Source organism: Chitinophaga alhagiae, assembly GCF_003568665.1.
GTDB lineage: Bacteria > Bacteroidota > Bacteroidia > Chitinophagales > Chitinophagaceae > Chitinophaga > Chitinophaga alhagiae.
The window spans coordinates 372,422-392,283 of the sequence record NZ_QXMH01000003.1; the positions used below are offsets into that span (position 1 = coordinate 372,422).

The 19,862-nt window shown below is 52.6% G+C and carries 17 protein-coding genes and 1 tRNA gene; 8 read left to right on the top strand and 10 right to left on the bottom strand.

Annotated elements, in window-relative coordinates; translation table 11 throughout:
* Window positions 1-24 precede the first annotated feature (24 nt).
* Window positions 25-534: a hypothetical protein gene (locus D3A97_RS17835; RefSeq protein ID WP_119079879.1), complete on the top strand. Its 510-nt coding sequence runs from the start codon at window positions 25-27 to the stop codon at window positions 532-534.
* A gap of 183 nt (window positions 535-717) precedes the next feature.
* A tRNA-Gly gene (locus tag D3A97_RS17840) sits at window positions 718-790 on the top strand.
* A 212-nt stretch (window positions 791-1,002) separates the two neighbouring features.
* Here the strand turns inward: D3A97_RS17840 and D3A97_RS17845 are convergent.
* From D3A97_RS17845 to D3A97_RS25375, 10 genes are all read right to left on the bottom strand, one after another.
* Window positions 1,003-1,659, bottom strand: coding sequence for a hypothetical protein (locus tag D3A97_RS17845; RefSeq protein ID WP_119079880.1), 657 nt, complete (start codon window positions 1,657-1,659; stop codon window positions 1,003-1,005).
* Window positions 1,660-1,695: 36 nt separating this feature from the next.
* Complete coding sequence (locus tag D3A97_RS17850; RefSeq protein WP_119079881.1) at window positions 1,696-2,961, bottom strand: hypothetical protein; 1,266 nt, start codon at window positions 2,959-2,961, stop codon at window positions 1,696-1,698.
* Window positions 2,962-3,254: 293 nt separating this feature from the next.
* The gene (locus tag D3A97_RS17855; protein WP_119079882.1) at window positions 3,255-4,346 is read right to left on the bottom strand and encodes an acyltransferase family protein; all 1,092 of its coding nucleotides are present in this window, start codon (window positions 4,344-4,346) and stop codon (window positions 3,255-3,257) included.
* Between the two features lie 5 nt (window positions 4,347-4,351).
* Window positions 4,352-5,206, bottom strand: a complete 855-nt coding sequence (locus D3A97_RS17860) for a PKD domain-containing protein (RefSeq protein ID WP_119079883.1) — start codon at window positions 5,204-5,206, stop codon at window positions 4,352-4,354.
* A 24-nt stretch (window positions 5,207-5,230) separates the two neighbouring features.
* A complete protein-coding gene (locus tag D3A97_RS17865; RefSeq protein ID WP_119079884.1) occupies window positions 5,231-6,745 on the bottom strand; it encodes a RagB/SusD family nutrient uptake outer membrane protein in 1,515 nt (504 codons plus the stop codon).
* 17 nt (window positions 6,746-6,762) lie between these two features.
* Window positions 6,763-10,032 carry a SusC/RagA family TonB-linked outer membrane protein gene (locus D3A97_RS17870; RefSeq protein WP_119079885.1) on the bottom strand — a complete coding sequence of 1,090 codons (3,270 nt, stop codon included), beginning with the start codon at window positions 10,030-10,032 and terminating at the stop codon, window positions 6,763-6,765.
* Between the two features lie 248 nt (window positions 10,033-10,280).
* On the bottom strand, window positions 10,281-11,444 hold the full coding sequence (locus D3A97_RS17875; RefSeq protein ID WP_119079886.1) for a FecR family protein: 1,164 nt from the start codon (window positions 11,442-11,444) through the stop codon (window positions 10,281-10,283).
* A gap of 168 nt (window positions 11,445-11,612) precedes the next feature.
* Entirely contained in the window at window positions 11,613-12,212 is a 600-nt protein-coding gene (locus D3A97_RS17880; RefSeq protein WP_119079887.1) for an RNA polymerase sigma factor, read from the bottom strand.
* Between the two features lie 46 nt (window positions 12,213-12,258).
* A complete protein-coding gene (locus tag D3A97_RS17885; RefSeq protein ID WP_119079888.1) occupies window positions 12,259-12,687 on the bottom strand; it encodes a pilus assembly protein HicB in 429 nt (142 codons plus the stop codon).
* The gene (locus D3A97_RS25375) at window positions 12,684-12,947 is read right to left on the bottom strand and encodes a type II toxin-antitoxin system HicA family toxin (RefSeq protein WP_369073542.1); all 264 of its coding nucleotides are present in this window, start codon (window positions 12,945-12,947) and stop codon (window positions 12,684-12,686) included. The genes D3A97_RS17885 and D3A97_RS25375 overlap by 4 nt, the downstream gene beginning before the upstream one ends.
* Window positions 12,948-13,076: 129 nt before the next feature.
* Here D3A97_RS25375 and miaB point away from each other — a divergent pair, with 129 nt between their 5' ends.
* The 6 genes from miaB to mltG all read left to right on the top strand — a co-directional run bounded on the left by miaB (window position 13,077) and on the right by mltG (window position 19,859).
* Window positions 13,077-14,495, top strand: a complete 1,419-nt coding sequence (miaB, locus tag D3A97_RS17895) for a tRNA (N6-isopentenyl adenosine(37)-C2)-methylthiotransferase MiaB (RefSeq protein ID WP_119079889.1) — start codon at window positions 13,077-13,079, stop codon at window positions 14,493-14,495.
* Window positions 14,496-14,514: 19 nt separating this feature from the next.
* Window positions 14,515-15,756, top strand: a complete 1,242-nt coding sequence (locus tag D3A97_RS17900) for a sigma-54 interaction domain-containing protein (RefSeq protein WP_119079890.1) — start codon at window positions 14,515-14,517, stop codon at window positions 15,754-15,756.
* A 7-nt stretch (window positions 15,757-15,763) separates the two neighbouring features.
* Window positions 15,764-16,279: an LptE family protein gene (locus D3A97_RS17905; protein WP_157986613.1), complete on the top strand. Its 516-nt coding sequence runs from the start codon at window positions 15,764-15,766 to the stop codon at window positions 16,277-16,279.
* Window positions 16,280-16,324: 45 nt separating this feature from the next.
* Window positions 16,325-18,334: a DUF8458 domain-containing protein gene (locus D3A97_RS17915; protein ID WP_157986614.1), complete on the top strand. Its 2,010-nt coding sequence runs from the start codon at window positions 16,325-16,327 to the stop codon at window positions 18,332-18,334.
* A gap of 14 nt (window positions 18,335-18,348) precedes the next feature.
* Entirely contained in the window at window positions 18,349-18,726 is a 378-nt protein-coding gene (secG, locus tag D3A97_RS17920) for a preprotein translocase subunit SecG (RefSeq protein ID WP_119079894.1), read from the top strand.
* A gap of 80 nt (window positions 18,727-18,806) precedes the next feature.
* Window positions 18,807-19,859 (top strand): endolytic transglycosylase MltG, encoded by a 1,053-nt coding sequence (gene mltG / locus D3A97_RS17925; protein ID WP_157986615.1) that lies wholly within the window; start codon window positions 18,807-18,809, stop codon window positions 19,857-19,859.
* Window positions 19,860-19,862 lie beyond the last annotated feature (3 nt).

Sequence of the window (19,862 nt, forward strand, 5' to 3'; positions counted from 1 at the left end):
TGATAATTCCTTTAACTTTGCAGTATGAACACCGATATTACACATATATTACCCGCAGATTTTTCACCCTCTTCCAGGGTGTGGATATACCAGAGCAACCGCCCTTTCGGGGAAAGGGAAGCCGAAGAAATTGAGGAGCAGTTACATCAGTTCACCACGCAGTGGAACTCCCACGGCGTACCCGTAAAAGGCTGGGGCCGCCTGCTGTTTGATCAGGTGATAGTGCTCATGGCGGACGAAACGGAATCAGAAGTAAGCGGCTGCAGCACAGACAGCTCCGTGCGCATCATCAAAAGCCTGGAACGGCAGTACAACGTAAACCTGTTTGACCGGCTGCTGCTGGGCTTCCTGGTGAAAGACAAGCTGCAACTGCTGCCCATGGCGCAGGTAGGCTACGCGCTGGAGAAGGGGTACATTTCCAGGGACACGCTCTACCTCAACAATACCGTACAAACCAAAAGCGAGCTGGAAAACCACTGGCTGATACCGCTGAAAGAAAGCTGGCTGATGCAGAAATTGGGACAAACGGCATAACATGACATTAAATCATAATGGAAAGCGGCGGTGAGCCGCTTTTTTTGTGAGCAGCAACCCGGTGGCCCGATTAGAAGGCCATTCCCTGCTTTTACCGGTAAGGAGGGCGATAATTTTTTTTCGCCCGCCCTCATTGAATAATTCGGACAGTTTGTATATTTGTCCGCCCTCCGGGGATTTTTTGCGGGAATAGCTCATTTGGTAGAGCATCAGCTTCCCAAGCTGAGGGTGGCCGGTTCGAGCCCGGTTTCCCGCTCAAGGAGTACCTGTTGATACTCAACAACATATCGCCTATCTCTTTTTCGCTTCGTGGGCTTTTTTATGAAGCGTTAGTAAAAGGTTCTTATTAATAAGCTACCCAATGGTTGTTGGCAGACACTCCCAGGCAAGCATAAGTTAATATCTTCATAATGGATGTCCAGCTACATGTTAATAGAGAGGGAATACGCTAAATACTCCCTCTCCATATTACAGTTCAATATTTAATTTATGTCTCAAGCTTGTATAAGCTGAAGAAAACAAGAAATCGTATATGGAATATTGAGCACCTGGAAAATGATTAATATGATAAGGTACACAAGAGGCTACTTCTCTTTCGAAAACCCCATAGTGCCCTATGAATTTGTGGTTTGGAAAAAATTCACCGATATTATCCGAAACTGCCTTTGAATATCGCTGGAAGATATCACTTTCTTTCGTTTGAGTTGATACAATGTAAAAAGCAGGATGCTTACCGGCTATACCTCCATTCACAAACTTGGTCGAAATACTATCTTCAACGAACATAGTGTATACTTCCGTCAAAAGAGATATGTCAAAACAAAATGTTTGCACCCTTGAATAGTATTCATCTTCAACCTTTTGCAATTCCAGTCTAAAAGAAAGGGATGGGAATTGCCAGAATGAACAATCAGGATCATCTCCAGTAAATTGCATTACTGTCTGAAGTATCGATAAAAAACCCCTCCAAGGAGTACGGTCACCTGCAATAATTCGATTGATTTTACCTTCCGCAGCTTTACACCAGTAATCGTATCCTGGGTAGCTCTTGGGATCAATATCTATTCCCACAGGATAATACTTTGCAATTGCTTGCATAAGTGTATAAAAATCTTCTCTTTGCATAGTTCATAAAAATACAACAAATAATATTTGCGGTTATTAATTGCAAGCTGATCCATACTTTGCTTCAGTTCTAGGAACCCCACCCTGGCAAGGCCCTCCCCATGTAACGGCCGCTCTTGGATGCCATAATTTAAGCAATTCCTCCACCTCTTCTCTAAAAAAGTTCTGAGCCATAGTGGCCGTTGCGAACTCTCCATACTGATTCAGTCTATCTATAGTAATATCAATAGCTTGGTTATGGGCTGTCCTGAAAAGTTCAGACGCAAATGCAGCATTTGATGCATAGGGAATGGTAATGCACATCTGCCCTTGTGATAATGGATAATCCCTGCGTTTCGTCGGATCAACGTGCTCATAGACAAATCGAGGTCTTACATAATCAATTTGACCCGTCCAGCTATTACCCACCTTAACCATCGGAATCGAATTTGCCTCACAAAGATACGACGCACCAGCAGCACCTTTCCAGGGACTTAAATAACTGCCGGCAGGCGGTGTTCCACTACCACCGCTAGAGGGGTCTCCAGGCTCTTCAAAATCCACGCAAAAGAACATTTCGGCGGCAGGGCCACAGTAATACCAATCTCCACATTGGGTATGTGTATAGGTGCCATTGGTATACCAATCTTTACAAACCTGACAATACCAGTCAAGCGTTACAGTGGTACATTCCAGTCGTCTGCCGGCAGAGCTTCCAGATGGTGCAGTAATCTTTCCGGTAACCCTGCCATTTGAGTATTGCCAACCATTAAGAAATAGACCCGTCCAGGTATGAAAAAGTACAAATCCTGAAAAATCGGACTTTACATTTCTATAGTTATACCCGGATAAATTATTACCAGACCTTCTGATAAACTCATCATTACCTTGAATTGTCATCACGGCAAAATCCATACGTCCGTTTCCATATTTCGTCACAACAAGATAACTATATCCAAGATCGTCCCTACCATTATCTGGCATTTTACGTTCTTGTCCCGGCGTTCGGGCTGTATAAAATCTTGCAGTTTTACTTTTAATTGGGATCTGGAATATGCTATCATTACCTTCCTTATATTTAATTAATTGATCCCATAAAAGACGTCGGTCTTCAAGTTTTAGTTCCGGAACAGATCCGGCAAATGCTTCGATTTCTGAGAGCATACTTTCTGTCCAAATCTTTACATCTTTAAATTTGTCAAATTTGCTTTGCAGGTCTATTGTGGCTTCGGGAGGCGCCGGTTGCTGCTTATTGCATGAAACGATAATAGAAAAAGCAGAGAAAGCAATTATGCAAAAAAAGAGTAGAACATGCTTTGTCATAACAAAGTGCTTTAGTGGGAGGAAACAATATACAAGGTTATCTTTTGGGTAATTCCGTAGGCTGTTCTGGCAATTTCTCCAGGGTCTGTTAATTGTTCAACTGTTAGTTAGGCGGATCGAAAATAGCTTATTTTCTGATTTCACCAAAAAAAAGTGAGATCGTTAACAAGATCACTTTTTACTATATAAGATTGATAATGGGAACTAAGGAGCTATGCCCATTGAAATACCTCTTCAGAATAATTCAAAGCCCCCCAGCTTCACAAACTGAGGGGCTTTGCATAATACCCTCCCTACAACTTAAAGAAGATCCCCTTCCTGTACAGCCAGTAACACAGGTACCATTCCAGCGCCAGCGTACACACCGCCGTCAGTACCTGCTGGTATACCTGTGGCAGCCAGCCGGTAACGCCTTTCACAAATATGCCCACGGTACCGTTCAGCCATTGTATGCCCAGGGTCTCAAAGAAGATATAAATGAAAATGGAGTTCATGCCCACCACTACCGCCACCCAGGTGTACCGCCGGTGGTCTTTGATATCTATCCACCAGTAGAGCGCGGCCAGTATCAGTAATACCCACCCCAGCGAAGCGAACACAAAACCGCCGGTGCTGATCCTTTTGATGATGGGTGAAATGCCCGTCCAGTCAAGCCCATAGCCGAGGGCCAGCGCTGCCAACCCCGCAATGGCCAGTATCCTTATTTTAGGGTAAGGCCCCATCAGCAGCTTGCCGGCGCTCACGCCCAATATGGTATGCGCGGCGGTGGGCACACAGTTAAAGGCCACCCACCCGTCTGGGTTGATCTTTCCCATCAGCAGCGTATCTATATACGTGCCAAAGTTGTGGCCCTGCGTGAACGGCTGGTCAAAACCGGGCAGCAGCACCAGGCGGTACAGCGCATCGTTCAGGAGGATCATCAGCAACGCAACGGTTATTTGCGTGCGGAAAGAGCGGCGGATGAGGAAATAAGCTACCAGTGTGGTAAAGGAGAGCTGGGTGAGCACGTTCCACAGCTCCCACACCAGCTTGCCCTGGTACACGCAGTGCAGCCCCGTGCCCAGCAAAAACAATTTGAGGCTGCGCAAGGCAATATGCCTGAAATTGCTGCTTTCGGGCACGCCTTTGCTCCGTTTCCGCTCCACGGCAATGTACATGGCGGCGCCGGCCATGAACATAAAGGCGGGTTGCACCAGGTCCCAGAACCGCAGCCCATGCCAGGGATGGTGGAAGAACTGGCCTACAAAGGTTTTCCAGGCGTGCCCCCACTCCAGTTCATACAAGGATTCATACAAACGGCAGCTCTCGCCGGCCAGCAGCAGCATGATGATGCCCCGCATCACGTCCAGCGAGAGTAACCTGCCTTCCTGCTTAGGTAGCATCATAACGGCTATTCGAACTTGATTTGCAGGGCCGGCTTGCCTGCTTCAGGCAGGCGGCCCAGGGTGGCGGACCAATCGTTTTTAGTGGCCATGATGCCCAGGCGGAATGCCTGCGTGGTGGCCAGGTTCTTCAGCTTGGAGCGCACCAGCCGCATCTCGAACTTCATCAGTCCGCCGCTTTCCTCTACCGTACCCACGGTGTAAAATTCCGTGGCGCCGGCGGCATCAAAGGAGAAAGCATTTTGCGCGCCCTTGTGGTTGAACGCGTCCAGCCAGTCGCCCAGGATGGTGCCTTCCAGCAGCACATCGTAACCGGCATCGGCAATCTCCATCTGGTAGCCGGTACCGGGGTTGTTGTCCGTGTCAAGGTAAATGTCGTAAATGTCGCCGTTAGACTGTTTGCTTTCCACTTCCAGGTAGAGGTAGATGTATTGCGCATCATAGTCCACCTTGGCGCGGCGGAAAAACTTTTCCCCAGCGCCGGTCACGGATTCGTATTGCGTTACGTTATCCCAGTCTGCCAGCGAGTTATCGTTCAGCTTCACGGGAGATGTTTTGGCGATGTAGATAACGGTAGCGCCTTCGTACTCCCGCCCGTCTTGCGTTCTGGCGTACAGTACCGGCACAAATTTGCCTTTGCCGGGATAGGTATGTACCGGGCTTTCTTCCGTGGAAGATTCTCCGTCCCCAAAATCCCAGCGGTAAGATACGGCGCCGGTGGTCTCATTGGTGAACGTAACGGTTCTGTCTTCAATGCTCACCTGGTAAAAAATGTCCGGTTCCGGCTTGGCGTCATCTTTCTTGCAGCCGGCAGCAACGCAGGCCAGCAGCAGGTATTGCAGAATATATTTGGATGTTTTCATGTTGTACGGCTTGAAATGAAACGATCAGGGATTTTGTTCACAGCGCTTGTTGGTCTGCACCTCATCTATGGGTATGTAATAGATCACACGGCTGGCGGCTGGCTGTACTACCATATTGGCATACCCCGCAGGCTGCGCGGCCAGGTTGATGTCAGACTCTTTCAGCCCGGGCAGGTGGTACCCCCAGTAGCGGCGGTTCAGCTCCCGGTTATTGCGGTACACGTCAAAATTGCGGTGCCCTTCAAATGCCAGCTCTATCCTCCTCTCCTTCAGTACCACGTCCAGCGCGGTTTTACCGGCCGGTAACTGACGGTTGTACAGCGCGCCCTGCAGGCCTCGGTTCTGGCGGACCATGTCCACATTGTCCAGCGCATCGGCCGTGTTGCCTGATTTGGCCAGCGCCTCCGCCTTGTTGAGGTACATTTCCGCCAGGCGGAACATGATCGGGGAGCTGAGCGTAGGACTGCCGCCCTGGAAGGAGAACTTCGAGATGTAATAGATCTCGATGCCGTTCTTTTTCTGCACCGTGCCGCCGCCGTCTTTCAGCGGTACAATGTAAGACCAGCGTACATCTTCCATATGTTCCGCCATGGTATCCCGCAGGGACTGTGAGGCAAACTCTTCACCCCAGCCCGAATTGCCGTCAGAATACAGCATGGAAGCAATAGAACCGGCCTTTCCGTAATCATCTACCGCCGTAAAAGCCACACAGAAAATGGTCTCTTTGGCGGCAACGGCGTTGGCGAACAATTGCGGGAAGGAGGCCGCTGTTTCCAGCGTGAAACGGCCTGAGCCGATCACCTTGTCTGCATAGTACGCCGTACTGTCATTCGTTTCTTTATACAGGTACGCCCTTGACAGCAACGCCCAGGCCGCTTCTTTAGAAGCAAACTGCACGCCTCTCGGCTGGTTCATCAGCTCCGCGCCCTTAATGGCGTCTGCCACTACGGAGGCGTATACTTCCCTCACGGTGGCCCTTGCTTTCTGTGACGGGTCACTCACGGCCGTGCGCAGTATAATGCCGGGGGCATCCGGGTTCTGGGTATAGGGCCGCGCGTAAAAGCGTACCAGGTTGAAGTGGCAGAACGCCCGCAGGAAATAACATTCCCCTATCAGCTGCCGCACGTCTTCAGAGGGGTTGGCTATTTTTTCAGCCGACTCTATTACCGTGTTCACGTCATTGATGATCTTGTAGGAAATGTACCAGAAATAGCGGCTGTTGGTCTGCGTGGCCGTATGGTCAAGCGAGAAGCTGTAATACAGCGGATCTGTGGTGGTCTGCCCGCATACAATATCATCTCCCGCAAAATCGCTCATCTGGAAATACTGGCGCAGGTACATGTTGTTGCCATCTGTTGTGCCGTTGAAAGACACATGGTCTTTGAACAGCGCATAAGCTCCGTTCAGCGCCTGCTTCAGGCCGTTCTCAGAGCCGGTGAGCGTACCGGTGTTCAGCGCGTCGCTCGGGTTCACATCTTTCAGGCAGCCTGTAAAAGAAAGAGATACTGCCAATATGCTGAGGATAAGTTTCGTTCTCATGATCTTTCAGTTTTTAGCTAGAACCGGATGTTGATGTTAAACAGGTACTGGCGGTTGTTGGGATATTTGAAGTCAGACAGGCCGGGCATCACAAAGCTCCCCGCGGTAATGGTGGTAGCGGGGTCTTGCCCCAGGAAGCGGGTGAAGGTGTACACATTGTCTGCTGTGAGGGAAAGCGTTACCGCATCCAGCCCTATGCTGTTTGTCCATTCAGTGGGCAGCGCCCATGCCAGCGCAATATTGCGGATGGCGAGGAAGCTGCCGTCTTTCAGGAAGCGGGTAGACGTTTCCGTAGCGTTAGCGGAGTGCTGCGGGCTGGGCTCCGTGGCCACGTCTCCCGGTTTCGTCCAGGTACTGTAGCCTTTAGGCAGCACGATCTGGTTGTAATAAGGCTCCAGCCCGTCGTTCATCACAAAGCGCAGCGCGTTGCTGAACACCTTGTTGCCGGACAGGAAATAGGCATTCACGCTCAGGGAGAAGTTGCGGTACTTCCAGAAGGAGGTAATGCCGCCCTGCAGTTTGGGCAGCGCGGAGCCTACTTCCTGGTAGGTAGCGCGGGCATATTCGGAAGTGGCTTCCCGGGAAATCTCTTTCCCGTCCGCATCCCGGTTGATCACTTCCCATTGCGGGGCGCCTGTTTCCGCATTTACGCCCAGCCATTTGGGCATGTAGAACTCGTACAGGTTGCCCCCGTTGCGGTATATCTGTGAAATGCTCCAGGTAGGCTGCGTACGGGTAATATCACTAGGCAGGCGCTGCAGTTTATTAGAGTTGAAGTTGATGTTAAAATCCGTGCTCCATTCAAAATTGCGCGTTTTGATGTTCACCGTGTTCAGCGTTACTTCCACGCCCTTGTTCACAATTTCCCCGGCGTTCTCCCAGCGCTGCTCAAAGCCCACGGAGAGCGGTTGCGATACCTGCAGCAGCAGGTTCCTGGTCACGTTATTGTATACATCGAGCGTGAGGTTGACGCGCTGCCACAGGCCCAGCTCAAGCCCGGCGTTCACCTGGTGTTTGCTTTCCCAGGTAAGGTTGGGGCTGGGTAATTGCAAAGGCGTGGCCGCGGAGGAGCCGTTGTATTGGCTGCTGAGGGAATACAGGCCCAGGTAACGGGAGGAGCCGATGTCTTGCGTACCGGTTACACCATAACTGGCGCGCAGTTTCAGGTTGTTGACAACAGGATGGTCTTGCAGGAACGGCTCATTGCTGATGAGCCACGCCGCGGACACCGCCGGGAACGAGCCGTAGCGGTTGCTGGCCGGAAAAGCGGTGGAACCGTCTACACGGTAAGAGCCGGTGAGGAAATACCGGTCCCGGTAGCCATAACTTACCTGTGAAATAAATGATTGTATGATGGCCGCGTCGTTGAACCCGCTGACCAGCTGGTTGCTGGCCACCACGTTCAGCACGGAAAGCCCTTCAGGCAATCCCCTGCCGGAAGCGCCCACCACCTCCGTTTTACTGTTTTCGATGGCAATGCCCGCCAGGCCGCTAATGGAATGGTCCCCTTTGCGGAAGCTGAACTTTAACAGGTCATTGGAAATAATGCCGTACCCCAGCGTGCCCAGTTCGTTGAGGAAGCCGGTGCCATTGTACTGGCCGGCCACCACGGGAGCGTAATAATCTGTGCCTTTATTATAGTTCACCGCCGCGCGGTTGGTGCTGGAAAAAGACAGCCAGTCAGTGATCTTCACCTCCAGGTTCAGATCATAGTTGGCGCTGAAGCTTTTGTAGGTATGATGGGAATTGCGGATGGTGTGCATGGGGTTCGTTTTGTCCCTTGACCACCAGCGGAACGGAGAATTGCCGTCTACATAGATCGGCTGCCCGGTACTGTCATACGGATTATCCCAGGGCATGTTCAGGTAAGCGTAAAACACGTCTTCATAGTTGAAGCTCTTGCCCGTGGCCGCGCTGAGGTTCACGTTGTTGGTAACGCTCACGCTTTTGGAAAAATGGTGCGTGGAATTGCCGCGCAGGTTGAGCCGCTGGAAACCCGTATTCTGAAAAGTGCCTTTTTCGTTGTAATAGGAAATACTGGTATAGTATTCATTTTTTTCGTTGCGGCCGCTGGCGGAAATGAACACGTTGTTCACGGGGGCGGGCTTGAACATGGTGGTCAGCCAGTTGTAGTTCTGGTCCCGCAAGGTACGGGGGCGCTCTGCATAAAATTTAAGCAGGTCTATTTTGTAAGAGTTATCCGCCGCGCCGGGAATGTAGTCGCGGTAAAACTCCTTATGCCGTTCGTACAGCTGCGGGCCGTTCATCATGTCCATTTTACCAAAGTCAGGAGTACGCAGGCCCGATGTCACTTTGGCCTCAAAGCGGGTTTTGCCCGCGCTCCCCCTCTTCGTGGTCACAATGATCACCCCGGCGTTAGCCTGTGAGCCGTACATGGCCGTGGCGCCCGCATCTTTCAGGATGGAAATGTTCTCCACATCGTTCGGGTCAAAGCTGCCGCCAATGATCCCATCTACCACATACAAGGGGCTTTGCGAAGCGTTCACGGAACTGACGCCGCGCAGCCTGATCTCCGCCGCGCTGCCCGGTACCCCCGAGCTGTTCACCACCTGCAGGCCGGCTACCTTGCCTTGCAGCATGGAGCCTACATCGTTGGTGGTCACGTCTTTCAATTTTTCCGAAGAAACCGTGCTCACCGCGCTGGTCAGCTCGCTTTTCTTTTTATTGCTATACCCTACCACTACCACTTCGCTCACGCTTTTGGTATCTTCCAGCAGCGTAATGTTCATGGCGCCACCGTTGGCGGGAATGGCCGCCTCCCGCGTGCTGTAGCCAATGCTGCTGATCACCAGCACGGCGCCGGGCGGCACCTCCGTTAACCGGAACATGCCCTGCTCGGTGGTTTGCGTGCCCTTGCGGGTGCCCCGCACCATTACCGTGGCGCCGGGCAGCGGCGAACCGTCTGCCGAAGATACCCGGCCGGTAACCGTTACCAGGCTGTCTGCCGCGGCGGCGGGCGGTGCAGCGGCTTCCCGGCGCATCCTGATCACAAAACTGTTGCCCTCCAGCGCATAGGTGACCTGCTGGCCTTTCAGGCACAGCTCCAGCACCTCCTGCACGGGCGCGTCTTTAACACGTATGGAAACAGGGCTGGCAGACGCCAGCACTCTTTCTGAATACACAATGGAAACGCCGGTTTGTGTGATGATCTCCGTCAGCACTTTTTGCAAAGGCATCTTTTTTACGGACAGTGTAACCTTCTGGGAGTAAGCCGTGGCGCTCACTTGCAGGCAGGTAACGAGTACAAGGAATGTGGTCAGTTTCATAACCAGCATAATTTTGGTTGACAGCCCGCGGCGAGGGCGGGCAGCTACATTACAACTGAATTGCATACTTTTGTGGTGTTTGGTGATACCTTAAATGAACTATCAGCATAATTCTTTAAGCGTGCCAAATGCCAGCCGGGAGTGTTGCCGCACTTCCGGTTTTTATTTGCGCACCCTTTGGGCGGAAACGGGGCCAGACTGCAGTTCCGGGCCGCTTCCGGTAATTTTGGTTGTATATACCTGCTGCGTCAGGGCAGCACAACTATCTTTTTCCCTTCTATTTTAAAATGATTGTACCCGCTGGCTTCCAGCAGGTGCAACACGTTAGACAAATGCAGGTTGCGGGATATGCCCCCGCCGTACAGTTCACTGCTGGGCGTTGCCTGGTATACAATGTCCACATCGTACCAGCGGGCCACTTCCCGCAGAATGGCCGGCAGGGCCATGTTGTTGAACACGAACAGCCCGTTCTTCCAGGCCATCACCTTTTTCACGTCTGCCTGCTGCACGGTTACCCGGCGGCTTTGGCGGTCCAGCACGGCTTCCTGCTCCGGTTGCAGCAGGCGAACGTTCTCTCCCGCCTTTACCTTTACAGCGCCTTCCAGCAGGGTGGTGTTGATGGTAGCTTCATCTCCGTAGGCCATCACGTCAAAGTGGGTGCCCAGCACCTGTACTTCCATGCCCTGTACCATTACTTTGAAAGGCTGTGTGGCGTTCTGCGCCACTTCAAAGTATCCCTGGCCTTCCAGCTCCACTGTTCTTTCTTTTCCTGTAAAGGCGGTGGGGTAACGCAGGGAGGAGGCGGAGTTGAGCCACACACGGGTACCGTCTGGCAGGGTTACCTTGAACTGCCCGCCGCGGGGCGTGCTGAGCTTGTGGTATTGCAGGCCGGGGGCCTCCGCATCTTCCCCGTACAGCAACTGCCCGTTTTGCTGGGTAACGCGCGTATCCGCGGTATTGATCTCGCGCTGGCCCGTACTGTCGAGCGTAACGGTGGAGCCGTCTGCCAGCGTAAGGGTGGCCTTGTTGCCGCCCGGCGCCACATCTGCCAGCAGTTGCTGCACGACGGGGGGCGTTGCCTGCCGGGTTTCACGGGGCAGCCACCAGCGGTAGGCCGCGCCGGCCAGCAGCAAAATAACGGCCGCTGCCGCTACCCTGCTGAAGGTGAACAGCTTGCGGCGTTTAGCCGGCGGGCGTTGTATGATGCTGTTGTAAACGCTTTCATAATCTACCTCCGGCAGCTGCGCCGCTGCCGGCATATGCAGGCCGGCTTCTTCTACCAGTTGCTGCAGGGTGTCGTTGTCCGGCATTTCCGCAATGCGGGCAAACAATTCATCCAGCTCTTCCCGGGTGCAGGTTTTCTGCACATAACGTTGCAGCAGTATGTTGATTCTTGACAGGTCTTGTGGCATAATGCAGATTTTGCGCTCTAACGTAAAGACGTTTGTGCAAAGCGGAGGGACCGCGGGGAAGGAAAATATTTTGGGGAAGGTTGATTTTCAGGCAAAAAAGGAAAGCTCCGGCAATAAGAATGCTCCAGTTGTTCACCAGTACGGGTAGATGGTACCGGGGGCAGCAGCTTATCTCGTCGCCTGCATTTCAGTCAACAGTTGAAACAGTACCGCCATCAGTACGGAATGGCGGGCCAGGAAAAAGCGGATGTGTTTGAGTATTTCAACCAGCAGGTTCTTTACCCGGCTTTTGGACAGCCCCATTTGCGCGGCTATTTCCTCATGGCTCAGGCCCTGCTGCCGGCTGAGCCGGTACACGTCCTGTTTCTGGGAAGATAGCTGCGCCAGCGCTTCGTTCACCAGCCGCTGGTATTCCTTGGCATCCAGCAGCCCGTCTGGCTCTTCGGCCTGCCCGGCCACGGTGGCAGACATATTGCTCCATACCTGGTTGATCAGCTTTTGTTGCCGGGATACTTTGCGCAGGTAGTCTACCGTTTTGTTGCGGGCTATCATGAAAATGTAGTTACCGGCGTGCTGGATGTCCGGCAGTTGTTCCCGGCCGGTCCAGAGGCGGAGAAAGGTTTCCTGCAAAATATCTTCGGCATCCGTGGCGGAGTGGGTCAGGTGATAGGCAAAACCGAAGACCTCCCGGCTATGGCGGGCATACAATTCCCTGAAGGCTTGTTCATCCCCGTCGCGTAATTGTTTGATCAGCTCGTGGTCTGTCATTGCGCCAATTTTAACTAATTTATGGCGCTAAAAAAAGCGGAATCTTTCACTTCTTCTTTTTATACACCAGCCGTGCGCTTTGCAACTCCCTGCCCAGCTCATGCAGCCCGTCCTCTATCTTCTTTTTCTGCTTGTCCGAGGCTTTGGCCAGACCGGCCTTGTATTGCCGCATCAGGGACTCGTTCATGCCTACCCTTCTTGCAAAGGCGGTGATCTCCAGCATCCCGAAGTGGGCAAAAATGCTTTCGAGATCATATTTGTAGACAAATTCGAGTTCACCGTTGTTGAGGCGGGGGTCATTGACGCCTTCTTCGTGGTCCATTTCAAGATATCCCTTTATGGCCTCCTGGAAGTCTGCCTTTACCTTGGGAACCGTATTGGCATACCCGGTTATACAGGGAAAGTCATCTTCTGTAAAGGCGCCGAAACCGGTAGAGGATGCTTCAATAATGACGGTGATCTTTCTTTTTTTCATAAATATCGTTTTAAGCTGCGGCCTCGGTTTTTTAGTTCGGCCACTTTAATGATCTGTTGCAGGGTACCCGTGGGCACCTCCTTGCTAACATGTTTACCTACTGCCACCCTACCGCTTTTTTGGGGGTGTACATAATAGTGATGCTTTTTCGTTCGCTTTAAATACCACCCGTCCCGCTCCAGCATCCGGTACAATTCTGAAAACTTCATTTTCCAGTGGTTAACAATTACAAACAATGGTTGCATACCCAAATATAACATACCCGTTATAAGCTGCCAAATATTTTATAACATTTACGTTATAATTTCCCAAATCCGGAGCTATGAGTACATTTCCCCTGTCATTCTGGCATTTTTTTGTATTTTTGCTTCCTTAAATTGTGACCGGACATGCTGGAAATTGTTGATAAAGTACATGATGAAAGCCGTCAGGGCGAGGCCGTTGCCCCGCTGCAGGGAGATACCCGTACCTATTTAAAAAAGTTTTATATCGAAAGTTATGGTTGCCAGATGAATTTCAACGACAGTGAAATTGTGGCGTCCATCCTCAATAAAGAAGGTTTCGGGGCTACCCGCAATGCCGAAGAGGCTGACCTGGTTTTGCTCAACACCTGCTCCATCCGCGAAAAGGCAGAGCAGACCGTACGCAAGCGCCTCACCGAGTTCAAAAAGACCAAAAGAGACCGTCCGGGTTTCCTGGTAGGCGTGCTGGGCTGCATGGCCGAACGCCTGAAGGCCAAATTCCTGGAAGAAGAAAAGCTGGTAGACCTCGTAGTAGGCCCGGACGCCTACCGCAGCCTCCCCGCCCTTATAGAAGAAGCAGAAACCGGCCAGAAAGCCATTAACGTACTGCTCAGCCGCGAAGAGACCTATGGGGACATCAGCCCCGTTCGCCTCAACAGCAACGGCGTTACAGCATTTGTGTCTATTATGCGCGGCTGCAACAATATGTGCGCCTTCTGCGTGGTGCCCTTCACCCGCGGCCGCGAACGCAGCCGGGACCCTCATTCCATCCTGGAAGAGGCCACCGACCTTTTTGAAAGCGGCTACCGCGAAGTAACCCTGCTGGGACAGAACGTAGACTCCTATTATTTTGTGGATGAGGCCGCCGGGGAAACCATCACCTTTGCCACATTGCTGGAAAAAGTGGCCGCCATCAACCCCCTGCTCCGCGTACGCTTCAGCACCTCCCACCCGAAAGACATTACAGACGACGTGCTGTTCGCCATGGCCCGCCATGAGAACATCTGCAATTATATCCATCTGCCGGTGCAAAGCGGCAGCAACCGCATCCTGCAGCTCATGAACCGCACCTATACACGCGAGTGGTACATGAAAAAGGTAGACCGCATCAGGGAAATACTGCCCGGCTGCGGGCTTTCTACAGACGTTATCACCGGCTTCTGCACAGAAACGGAAGAAGACCATGCAGACACCCTGGCCATGATGGAGTACGCCCATTATGACCTCGCCTATATGTTCGCCTATTCAGAACGCCCCGGTACCCTGGCCGCCCGCCGTTACCAGGACGATGTGCCTGAAGCCGTGAAGAAACAGCGGCTGGCCGAAGTGGTGGCCCTCCACCGCCGCCATACCCTGGAAAGTATGCAGCAGGATGTGGGTAAAACATTTAAAGTATTGATTGAAGGCATTTCCAAACGCTCTGAAAACGACCTGTTCGGCCGCAATGACCAGAACAAGGTAGTAGTGTTCCCCCGCGGCAACCACCGGAAAGGGGAATACGTGACGGTAAAAGTGGAAGATTGTACCGCCGGTACCCTGTTGGGGCAGGTGGTGGAAGGCCGTTGATAAAACAAAGGAAGGAATTATGGACAATATTCAAAGCATCAAGAACCGCTTCGGCATTATCGGCAACTCGCAGGCATTGAACTATGCCCTGCAGGTGGCCGCGCAGGTGTCCAACACCGATCTGACCGTGCTGATATCTGGCGAAAGCGGTGTGGGTAAGGAAGTATTCTCTCAGATCATTCATGCGCTCAGCGCCCGCAAACATAACCCCTTCATAGCCGTGAACTGCGGCGCCATTCCGGAAGGCACCATAGACTCCGAACTGTTCGGGCATGAAAAAGGCTCCTTTACCGGTGCGGTAGACAGCAGGAAAGGTTATTTCGAGACCGTGAACGGCGGCACCATTTTCCTGGACGAAATTGGTGAAATGCCGCTCGGCACACAGGCCCGCCTGCTGCGTGTACTGGAAGCCGGGGAATACATACGGGTAGGCTCCTCCAAAGTGCAGAAAACAGACGTGCGCGTAATTGCCGCCACCAACCGGGACTTGCTGGAAAACACCCAGCAGGGCAAATTCCGGGAAGACCTCTATTACCGGCTCAACACCGTACCCATCCGCGTGCCGGCGCTGCGTGACAGGAAGGAAGACATTCCCATGCTGTTCCGCAAGTTCTGCGTAGATTTTGCCGAACGCTACAAGACCACGTCCATTCAACTGGACGAAGAAGCCCGCGAGCTGCTGGTCAATTATCCCTGGCCCGGTAACGTGCGCGAACTGAAGAACATCGCGGAGCAAATTTCCGTGCTGGCTACAGATAAACTGGTAACCGCCACGGAACTGCGCCGCTTCCTGCCGGAGCAACCAGTGGTAAACCGCCTGCCGGTACTGGCGCCTGCACAGCACCAGGGCGGCAACGGGGATTTTGCCAGTGAAAGGGACATCCTGTACAAACTGTTCTTTGACATGAAGAAAGACGTAACAGAACTGAAGAAGATGTTCTTCGACATTCTGCAAAACCCTTCCATGGCCAATACGCCTGCCTTCCAGGACGGCGGCATGATGCATAACTTCCAGCCCGCGGAAACGCCTGCGCAGCCGAACATCATTGCGCCCTCGCAGCCCTATATTATACAGGACAGCAACAAAATAGACCATCATGAAGAAGTGGAAGAGACCCTCTCCATAGCCGACAAGGAAAAGGAATTGATCGAAAAGGCGCTGAAAAAACACAAGGGCAAAAGAAAAGACGCCGCGCTCGATCTCGGGATTTCGGAACGGACTTTGTACAGAAAACTGAAGGAATACAATATCAATGAGTAAGCTCCCTATGTCAAAATACATTTTTCTGCTGGCCAGCGTAAGCCTGTGGCTCTTTTCGTCTGCCTGCTCCATCAAATATTCCGCCAGCGGCGCCAGTATAGACCCTGCCGCCAAAACCGTGCTGGTACGCTTTATTGAGAACCGGGCGCCGCAAAACAACCCGCAGCTCAGCCAGCAGGTAACGGAAAAGCTACGCACCAAGATCCTGGCGCAAACCCGCCTTACCCAAACCAACGACCAGGGGGCCGACTATGAGTTCAAAGGCACCATTACCGGCTATTCCATTTCGAACGCCGCCGTAACGGACATAGACAAACCCGCCTCCGCCCGTTTGACCATTACTGTGAACATCACGTTCATCAAGCGTATTGGTGACAAAAAAGGGTTTACCAACCAATCGTTCTCCCGCTCCGCGGATTTTAACGCCAGCCAGACCATTAACGAGGCGGAACCGCGGCTGCTGGAAGAGATTGTGCCTAACCTGGTAGACGATATCTTCAACCGGGCCTTTGCTAACTGGTAGTAACGGGCTATTTGATTTATATATTATTTTCATATTTTAGCACCTATGACCGCTAACAGGATCATTCACCATATTTTTAACGAACCGGACCTCCGGCAGGTAGACCAGGCAAACCTGGAGCAACTGGTGGAAAAGTACCCGTACTTTGCAGCGGCACGGATGCTCCTGGCCAGGAAAGAATTTGCGGAAAATAAAGACCTGACGGCCCCTGCCCTGAAAAAAGCGCAACTGTACAGCAATACGCCCCAGCAGGTACATCAGTTCGTTACCACTCCCCTTCCCGAAACAATTGCTCCCCCCACTGAAGTTGAGAACACGCCCGCGGAACCGGCCCTGTCTGCCGAAGACCAGGCCATCCTGGATGAGCTGGCAGCGGAAGATGCCCGGAATGCGGCAGCTGCGGTTGCAGCAGTGAACGTGAAGCAGGAAGGAACGGTGGAAAGTGTTGCGGAAGTGGAGATGGAAGAGGCACCGGCAGATGTTGTGGAAGTGGAGACGGAAGAGACACCGGCAGATGTTGTGGAAGTGGAAACGGAAGAGATACCTGTAGCCGCTGCGCAAGAAGAAACGGGGGAAGATGTTGCGGAAGTGGGAACGGAAGAAACGCATGTAGCCGTTGCACAAGAAGAAGCGGGGGAAGATGTTGTGGAAGTGGGAACGGAAGAAGCGGTGGAAGATGTTGTGGAAGTGGAGACGGAAGAGACGCCGGCAGATGTTGTGGAAGTGGAAACGGAAGAGACACCTGTAGCCGCTGCGCAAGAAGAAACAGTGGAAGATGTTGCGGAAATAGAAACGGAAGAGACGCTGGCAGATGTGGAACAGGAAGATATGCTGGGCAATGTTGTGGAAGTGGAGACGGAAGAGACGCCTGTAGCCGCTGCGCAAGAAGAAACAGTGGAAGATGTTGCGGAAATAGAAACGGAAGAAACGCTGGCAGATGTGGAACAGGAAGATATTGCTGAAGTGGAGGCGAAAGAAAATGACGCCCTCCCCGCCCTCCCCGCTCCCCCCTCACCAGACGCAGAAGACGAAGCTATAGCCGCCAAATACGACGAGTTCCTCTACGAGGCTAAAACGCCTGCTGACGAGGCCGCCAACGCCGCGCCGGAACCTGAAGTTGCTCAAACGGAAGCGGCGCTGGACGAAATAGTAGCCATTGACTACGAAGCCGAACAGGGAAAAGCCGAATTTGAAACGGCCCGCACACAAGCGGTGCCAGATGAAGTAGTAGCCATCGACTACGAAGCCGAACAGGAAAAGGCCGAATTTGAAACGGCCCGCACACAAGCGGCGCCGGACGAAATAGTAGCCATCGACTACGAAGCCGAACAGGAAAAAGCCGAATTTGAGGCCGCCCGCAACCTCACCGCCCCGGACGAGATCATAGCCATAGACTATGACGCCATCCGCGAAGAGGATCAATACGAAGCGGAACCGGAAGAAGAAGAGATCGTGGTGGAAACCGCCGCTCCCGCTGAGGGCGCCGGTCTCACCCTGCCCGCGGCCGCGGCCGTGCCCGAAGTGGAAGCGCCCCTCAGTGAGGCGGACGCCCCCCAGCCTGCCACCGCAACACCGGAAGAAGCCCCCATCAGGATACACCCGATGGATACACCCGCGGAAGAAACCGTACTCACCTTCCAGCCGCTGTTTACAGAAGATTATTTTGCTTATAAAAAGCTGAAAGACCCGAACTCCGCAGAAATGATGACCGAAAAAGCCGCAGCAGAAATGAGAAGCTTTACCGACTGGCTCAGGGAACTGAAAGATTCCTTCGCCGGTAAGGCCACGAAAGACTGGTATCACCAGCAGTTGAACAGGCTGTATGAAGATGATGAGCCGGAAGTATCTGAAGTAGTGGAAAAAATGGCCATAGACTCCATTACGCTCAATGATGACATCGTGTCAGAAACCCTGGCCGAGATCTGGGTACGCCAGCACCAGCACGGGAAAGCCATTGCCGTATATCAAAAATTAAGTTTGCTTAATCCCGACAAAAACGCTTATTTTGCGCAAAAGATCAAAGATCTGCAATTACTAACTGACAACAATAAATAAAAATAACAACACACATGTTGATTTTCTTTGGAGTATTGATCGTTTTAGCCTGTATTTTACTCGGCTTTTTCGTGCTGGTGCAAAATCCTAAGGGCGGCGGTCTTTCCGGTACTTTCGGTGGTTTTGGCAACCAGGTGATGGGCGTTCGTCAAACCAATGACATCATGGAAAAAGGCACCTGGATACTGGCGGCTGTAATAGCCGTGCTCTGCCTTACCTCCGCCATGTTCATCGGCAAAGGCGGCGGCAATGTGCAGAAAGGTTCCAGCACTATTGAACAATCTGCCGGCCCGGCCGTTCCGGCCCCTGCCAACAGCACGCCCTTACCGGCGCCCCAACAGCAGCAACCGGCACAGCAACAGCCTGCTCCCGCAGCTCCCGCTCAACCGTAAATAATATTATTTCGTTATAATATTTATAAATACCTCGCCGTTAAAAGCGGGGTTTTTTATTGCAACACCTCCGCATTTTCATGAAAAGAAACAAAGCGAAAAACACCAACTCTCCCTGGATACGCCGCATTGCCGTTATAGCCGCCTGTTTGCTGGCGGGCGGCATGGTACTGGCCGCCTACCTGCTGATGGGCCCCAACACCAAATCTTTCGGGGACAAAAAATACTTTTACGTGCCCACGGGCAGCACCTATCAGCACGTGTTGAAAGGGCTGCAGGAACAAGACATCGTTCGCTCCGTGTCTACCTTCAACCTGGTGGCCCGCCGGCTGGATTATCCCTCCCGGGTAAAAGCCGGGCGCTACGAGATCCAAAAAGGCATGAGCAACCTGGACATAGTGAGGATACTGCGCTCCGGCCGCCAGTCTCCCGTAAAGCTGGTCATCAACAAACTGCGCCTGAAAGAAGACTTTATCCGCCTGGTATCCACCAACCTGGAGGCAGACTCCGTGGCCATGAGGGCCATCCTGGAAGACCCGGTACACCTGCGGCAGTTCGGGCTGGACACTAACACCGTGATGTGCGCCATTATGCCCAATACCTACGAGTTTTACTGGAACACCAGCGCCGGCAAGGTATTCAGCAAACTGGAAGATGCTTACGAAACTTTCTGGAACGGCGACCGCCGGGCCAAAGCCTCCGCGCTGGGCCTTACGCGCACGGAAGTGACCACCCTGGCCTCCATTGTGGAAGAAGAAACCAACCGGCACGATGAAAAGCCCGCCATTGCCAGCGTATACCTCAACCGCCTGCGCAAGGGCATGAAACTGGGCGCGGACCCCACCGTAAAATTCGCCATGAAGAATTTTACCCTGAGAAGGATATGGGGCAGCTACCTGGAATATGATTCTCCGTATAACACTTACCGTTATAGCGGCCTGCCGCCCGGCCCCATCTGCACGCCCTCTGCCAGGTCCATTGACGCGGTGCTGACGCCGGCAGATACGGAGTACCTCTATTTCTGCGCCAGGGCAGACGGCAGCGGCTATCATGCTTTTGCTTCCACCTACAAGGAACACCTGGAAAATGCACGCGCCTATCAAAAGGCATTGAACGCAAGGGGGGTGAAGTAATAC

Coding starts and splice junctions, on each gene's coding strand:
- D3A97_RS17855 (WP_119079882.1), bottom strand. CDS start 4,346: ATGATGCTACCTAAGCAGGAAGGCAGGTTACTCTCGCTGGACGTGATG.
- D3A97_RS17845 (WP_119079880.1), bottom strand. CDS start 1,659: ATGCAAAGAGAAGATTTTTATACACTTATGCAAGCAATTGCAAAGTAT.
- D3A97_RS17900 (WP_119079890.1), top strand. CDS start 14,515: ATGGACAATATTCAAAGCATCAAGAACCGCTTCGGCATTATCGGCAAC.
- D3A97_RS17875 (WP_119079886.1), bottom strand. CDS start 11,444: ATGCCACAAGACCTGTCAAGAATCAACATACTGCTGCAACGTTATGTG.
- D3A97_RS17865 (WP_119079884.1), bottom strand. CDS start 6,745: ATGAGAACGAAACTTATCCTCAGCATATTGGCAGTATCTCTTTCTTTT.
- D3A97_RS17885 (WP_119079888.1), bottom strand. CDS start 12,687: ATGAAAAAAAGAAAGATCACCGTCATTATTGAAGCATCCTCTACCGGT.
- mltG (WP_157986615.1), top strand. CDS start 18,807: ATGAAAAGAAACAAAGCGAAAAACACCAACTCTCCCTGGATACGCCGC.
- D3A97_RS17860 (WP_119079883.1), bottom strand. CDS start 5,206: ATGAAAACATCCAAATATATTCTGCAATACCTGCTGCTGGCCTGCGTT.
- D3A97_RS17880 (WP_119079887.1), bottom strand. CDS start 12,212: ATGACAGACCACGAGCTGATCAAACAATTACGCGACGGGGATGAACAA.
- D3A97_RS17915 (WP_157986614.1), top strand. CDS start 16,325: ATGACCGCTAACAGGATCATTCACCATATTTTTAACGAACCGGACCTC.
- miaB (WP_119079889.1), top strand. CDS start 13,077: ATGCTGGAAATTGTTGATAAAGTACATGATGAAAGCCGTCAGGGCGAG.
- D3A97_RS17870 (WP_119079885.1), bottom strand. CDS start 10,032: ATGAAACTGACCACATTCCTTGTACTCGTTACCTGCCTGCAAGTGAGC.
- secG (WP_119079894.1), top strand. CDS start 18,349: ATGTTGATTTTCTTTGGAGTATTGATCGTTTTAGCCTGTATTTTACTC.
- D3A97_RS17835 (WP_119079879.1), top strand. CDS start 25: ATGAACACCGATATTACACATATATTACCCGCAGATTTTTCACCCTCT.
- D3A97_RS17850 (WP_119079881.1), bottom strand. CDS start 2,961: ATGACAAAGCATGTTCTACTCTTTTTTTGCATAATTGCTTTCTCTGCT.
- D3A97_RS25375 (WP_369073542.1), bottom strand. CDS start 12,947: ATGTTATATTTGGGTATGCAACCATTGTTTGTAATTGTTAACCACTGG.
- D3A97_RS17905 (WP_157986613.1), top strand. CDS start 15,764: ATGTCAAAATACATTTTTCTGCTGGCCAGCGTAAGCCTGTGGCTCTTT.